At 62.3% G+C, this 5,228-nt stretch carries 6 protein-coding genes; 4 read left to right on the forward strand and 2 right to left on the reverse strand.

The window, feature by feature from the left end; genetic code table 11:
* A partial coding sequence (locus VEJ16_18665; GenBank protein HYB11686.1) for a M17 family peptidase N-terminal domain-containing protein occupies positions 1-499 on the reverse strand: 499 nt, incomplete at its 3' end.
* 138 nt (positions 500-637) lie between these two features.
* On the reverse strand, positions 638-1,252 hold the full coding sequence (locus VEJ16_18670; protein HYB11687.1) for an acyloxyacyl hydrolase: 615 nt from the start codon (positions 1,250-1,252) through the stop codon (positions 638-640).
* A gap of 141 nt (positions 1,253-1,393) precedes the next feature.
* On the opposite strand from VEJ16_18670, the gene VEJ16_18675 reads away from it, so the two are divergent.
* The 4 genes from VEJ16_18675 to VEJ16_18690 all read left to right on the forward strand — a co-directional run.
* The gene (locus VEJ16_18675) at positions 1,394-2,116 is read left to right on the forward strand and encodes a phosphatase PAP2 family protein (GenBank protein HYB11688.1); all 723 of its coding nucleotides are present in this window, start codon (positions 1,394-1,396) and stop codon (positions 2,114-2,116) included.
* A 3-nt stretch (positions 2,117-2,119) separates the two neighbouring features.
* A complete protein-coding gene (locus VEJ16_18680; GenBank protein HYB11689.1) occupies positions 2,120-3,760 on the forward strand; it encodes a glycosyltransferase family 39 protein in 1,641 nt (546 codons plus the stop codon).
* A complete protein-coding gene (locus tag VEJ16_18685; GenBank protein ID HYB11690.1) occupies positions 3,757-4,452 on the forward strand; it encodes a phosphatase PAP2 family protein in 696 nt (231 codons plus the stop codon). Before VEJ16_18680 ends, VEJ16_18685 begins: the two co-directional genes overlap by 4 nt.
* A 392-nt stretch (positions 4,453-4,844) precedes the next feature.
* A partial coding sequence (locus VEJ16_18690) for an LptA/OstA family protein (GenBank protein ID HYB11691.1) occupies positions 4,845-5,228 on the forward strand: 384 nt, incomplete at its 3' end.

The raw sequence follows: 5,228 nt of genomic DNA on the forward strand, positions 1-5,228 counted from the left end.
GTGCCTTGACGGCACTGCTCGAGAGGACACGAAACGTCATGAGGCTCGGCTTGTCCTCGGGCTTCTCCTTCGTAAGGTACTTGTCGAAACGATAGGAGCGCAGCCGCGCGCCGTAACCGATATTGGCCGCGATATGCGCGGTATCGAGTTTGGGGCCCTTCACGGAGTCAACCAGCACGGAAGCTTCCTTCTCGCCCGTCGCGGCAAGATGGGCCGCGGCCCGCCCGCCGATCGCCTGGGCCCGCAGCTCATCGACCTCGCCCGGCTTGCCGATGCCGACCATGACGATGCGCGAAAGCGCCACCCCCGACGGGGCCACGAGTTCCGCAAGCTGGTCCCGCTTGCCCTTGAAGCGTCCATGGGCTATCGCGCGGGCGAGGGCGCCGCTCGTTGCCTTGTCGAGTACCGACGCACTTGGCGAAAGCACCCCACCCTCCAGCACACCGACCACGACGGCACCCTTTTTGGGGGTGGCCAACTCGCCAAACTCTATGTCCATGAATCCCTCATGTGAAAAATGCCATATTTTCTTGAACGGAATTGCCACCGTTGCGGCGCCATCAATCTAGCGGAATATCCATCCAAGTCAAAAAGGCATCCGCAGGCCGATCGTCGGAGCAGCGCGATGAGCCGCAACCTACCATTTACTGATTGTGTCGGTGATGGTTTTGACGGGGACCGAATAGCTGATGCCGACGAGTTCGGTGCCTGGATTGATACTTTGCCCCAACGCCTTGCCGTTCGACATATGATGGAAGGTGAGGCCAATTCGCGAATCGTCGTCAAAGCGATACTGAAAGTCGAAACCGGAGCGGCCGAGGAGTGGCGGGCTGCCGAGATTCTTTCCGTTCCCTTTGTCGTAGCCGACGAGGGCGAAGCTTGGCGTTATGATGATCCGACGCCCCCAATACGTGTCGAGCCGGACGCCGACATAGCCCCAAAAACTGCCGTCCGCGGTTCCAGCGATGCCGCCGAACGGCTTTAGTTTCCAAAGGAAAAAACCGGAGCGATACTCAGCGTCGAAGTACGCCGATTCGTTTTCGGCGCGCACGGGATCGAAGGCCCCCCCTTCGACCGCCACGAAGTCCGGCTCGTCATGATCGGGCGTGTCGACGAAAAGCGACTCGATGACGACCAAGCCGCTCGCGATCGCGATCGCAGTGACGACGTCATCGGCCCGGGCCGCCGTCACCGTTGCGCCCGCGATCAGGAAGGCGACAGCGCAGCAGAATACGGTGAGGCGATGCGCCATTTTCGGAGGGTCCCAGTTCGGTCAGGCCGTAGAATTGCTTAGGCATCTTAGCGAAACGCAAGCTAAGGGCAATCGTTTTTGGCTGGCCGGCTGTACCATGGCGCTTGAGCCTTTTTGGTTTGCCTGCTAAGACCCCGCATCATGTCTCGCCGTGCGTTCGCGGTCTTCGCGATCCTCGTTACTCTAATATGCGGTGCCGCGTTGCTTGCGTGGGCCGATGGCATCGACAAATGGTTCGCCAACCTGTTCTACGATCCCGCGCAAGGCTTCGGAGCCGGCTTTTCCTCCCTTTTGGCGACACTGAGGATTAGCACTCGGCTCTCGGCATATGGCGTGGGCGCCTTCCTGATTTTTGGATTTGCATGGCGAGTACTGCTCGGCCGCGCGTTCTTCGCGCTCAGCCGTGCCGGCGTGATCTATCTCATGGCGGTTTTCATTCTCGGGCCAGGTCTTCTCGTGAATAGCATCCTCAAGGAAGACTGGGGCCGCGCGCGTCCCTCGCAAATTGTCGAGTTCGGCGGCGAGAAGCATTACACGCCTCCGCTCGAGATCGCGGATCAATGCCAGCATAACTGTTCATTCGTGTCCGGCGAGGCTTCGCTCGGTTTCGCATTCAGCGCCTTCGGTTTTGTCGCAACCGATCCCCGCCGACGCCGCCTCGGCCTGGCGGCGGGCATCGTTCTCGGGAGCGCTTTCGGATTTTTGCGTATCGCGCAGGGTGGGCATTTTCTCTCCGATGTGTATTTCGCAGGCGTGTTCATCTTTGCCTTGGCGTGGGCGCTTCATCGTATCCTCATCGGCAGCCGACTACTCGATGCGCTCGGACTCTGGCGCTCCGAGCACCTGCCGAACGGGAGGGCATAATCGATGCGCGCGCGCGATTATGTGCTCCTCCTTCTCCTTTGCGCGGCACTGTTCGCGCCCGGCCTTGCCCACGTGCCTCCGCTCGATCGGGACGAACCTCGGTTTGCCCAGGCCTCGCGCCAGATGGTCGAAAGCGGCGATTTCATCGATATACGCTTTCAGGGTGAGGCGCGCCTTAAGAAGCCTGTCGGCATCTATTGGCTCCAAGCGGCGAGCGCCGCGATATTCTCCGCGCCGGACGCGGATGGGATCTGGCCATACCGGCTGCCATCCACGCTTGGGGCCACGATTGCCGTTTTGCTGACCGCGACACTCGGTGCGCGTCTTTTCGGACGGGCGACCGGCATTGGCGCCGCCATCCTGCTGGCGGTCTCTGCGGTACTGAGTGCGGAGGCCCGAATTGCCAAGACCGACGCGGCCCTCCTCGCGTGCGTTGTCGCCGCTCAGTTGGCGCTCGCGACGGTGTTTCTCGAGCGCGACCGGTCGGATTTGCCCGGGCCTGGAAATGCGATCCTCTTTTGGGCGGCACTGGGCGCCGGCATCCTCATCAAAGGTCCGATCATCCTGATGGTGAGCGGCCTTACGTGCCTCGGCCTCGCCCTATGGGAGCGCGATGCGCGCTGGCTCCGGCGCCTGAGACCGTGGCCTCTTGCCTTGCTAACGATCCTTGCCGTTGCACCTTGGCTTGTCGGAATTATGCTCAAGACCAAGGGCGCCTTTTTCGCCGAGGCCATTGAGCACGACCTCCTCGGCAAGATTACCGGCGCGCAGGAGTCGCACGGCGCGCCGCCCGGCTTTTTCCTGGTGACATTCTGGGGAACATTCTGGCCCGGCACGCTCGTCGCAGCGCTCGCGATCCCATGGGTCTGGCAACGCCGACACGATGACGCGGTGCGATTCTGCCTTGCGTGGTTTGTACCGTCATGGCTCGCCTTCGAGATCGTGCCGACCAAGCTCGTGCACTATATCCTCCCGCTCATCCCGGCGATTGCACTCCTCGCCGCACGCGCAGCACTCGAGCCGTTCCCCCGCTACAACTCGCGCGTCGGCCGAATTTTCGTGGGCGTAACCGTGGGCGGGTGGCTCTTGATCGCGGGCGCGATGACGGCGGGCCTCCCGCTCGCACCCGCCATCGTGGAGCATCGGTTCGACGCCGTCGCCCTTGCCATCGGCGTCGCCACACTTCTTGCCTTCCTCGCCGCGCTCTTTTTCTTTCGCACGGGACGCCGGCCGGCGGCGGCGCAGTGCCTGGTTGTCGGATGCGTGATACTCTATGCCACGGTCTACGATCGGGTAATCCCGGAGCTCGACACCCTATGGATCAGCGCGCGCGTCGCGAATGCGGTGCACGCCGCCGAGCGGTGCCCGAAGACGACCTTGACGTCGGTGGGTTTCGCCGAACCCAGCCTCGTATTCGCGCTCGGTGCCGACACGTCGTTCGGGGACAGCCGTGCCGCCGCACAGGCGATCGCAGAAAACCGGTGCGCCATGGCGCTCGTCGATGCCCCGTCGCTTAATGCGTTCCGCGCCGAGCTTGCCGAGACGGGCAAGCAGGCGCATGAGGTCGCTACGATCGACGGAATCAACTTGGCGCAGGGGAAATCCGTGGCCCTCACGCTGTTCGAGGCGGCGGGCCAATCGTGAGCGCCTCCGTATCTCTGCGACTACCTTGGCCGGCCGCAAGCGTCTCGGCCGTTGCCGCCATTCTGATTTCGATTGCATACATCGATCGGCCCCTCGCGATCGCGGCGAACAAGCTTGCCCCTACTTCGCGGGCGATTTTCGAATGCATCACCGTCCTCGGCGATTCCGCCACCTACCTCGTTCCGGTCGGAATCGCCGCAGTTGTACTCTACGCCCTGGAACGCCGCGAGGACGACGCCGCACGCAAGGTGCGGCTGAGACGGTACCTGTTCGTCGCACTTTTCCTCTTCGCCGCCGTGGCCATGTCAGGTCTTGCCACGGACCTTCTCAAGGTTCTCTTCGGGCGCGCCCGCCCACCGCTTTTTCTGAGCAACGGCGATTTCGGATGGCATCCGTTCAGCCTCAAGCCCAAATTCGGCAGCTTCCCCTCGGGACATGCCAATACCGCGGTGTCGATGGCCCTGGCGCTTGGATTTCTGGTGCCGCGTGCGCGCGTGATTCTGCTGATTGTCGCGGCATTCGTGGCGCTCACGCGCATCGCCCTCGAGGCCCACTACCTGAGCGACACAATCGCGGGCGCAAGTTTGGCTTTTGCGTCGACGATATGGCTGCGCGCCCTATTTGCCAGGCGTGGCTGGCTCTTCGAGGAGCCCTCCGGATCGCGCTTGGCGCATTCCGGCTTGGGCAGCTAAATCTTTGGCCTGTTTTGCAAATTCGACCTATCCAGCTATCGCATGATCGGGCTATAAAGCCACTCATGAGGCATTGCGGCCCAATCATTTTCCAATGGATCGGCGTGGCGTCGACGTTCGCCGCGGTCTGCTCGCCTTGTGCGGCCCGGCGGCCCTCGTCGCCACCGCACATCATGCCGAAGGACGTGCAGGCCCTGACGCCGGGTGCCTCACAACGGTCGAAAGCAACTCGCGCCAAAACGGTCGTTTACTCCAGTTAAGCGTGCAAGAAGCACGAGCCAAGAATCACGGGACGGGGAACACGAGAATGCCGCCGCATGAGTTATGCGCTATCGTCCGACAGGTCTGCGGACCGGTCATGGCACCCCCATTCGAGGATCGATAGGCAACTCGTGCGAATATCCCTTGCCATCGTCGCCATATTCGTCGGACTTGGCCTGGCTTGGCCCGCCACGGCGGTCGAAACCAAATTGCCGGAGACGCCGGCAACGATCTCGGCGGATCGAATCTCCTACGACGACGAGCTCGGCATCATTGTTGCGAGCGGCCACGTTGTAATTTCCCAGCAGGACCGCGTGCTGCTCGCGGATACGGTGACCTATAACCAGCGCACCGACACGGTCACCGCCTCGGGAAACGTCAGCCTCCACGAACCTACGGGCGAGATCATCTACGCCGACTATTTCGAATTGAAGGAAGGTCTCAAGGACGGCGTCGCACAGAATTTCCGCCTTCTCCTGCAGAACAAGGCGCGCTTCGCGTCGGCGGGTGCACGG

It is taken from the genome of Alphaproteobacteria bacterium, assembly GCA_035625915.1.
Taxonomy (GTDB): domain Bacteria; phylum Pseudomonadota; class Alphaproteobacteria; order JACZXZ01; family JACZXZ01; genus DATDHA01.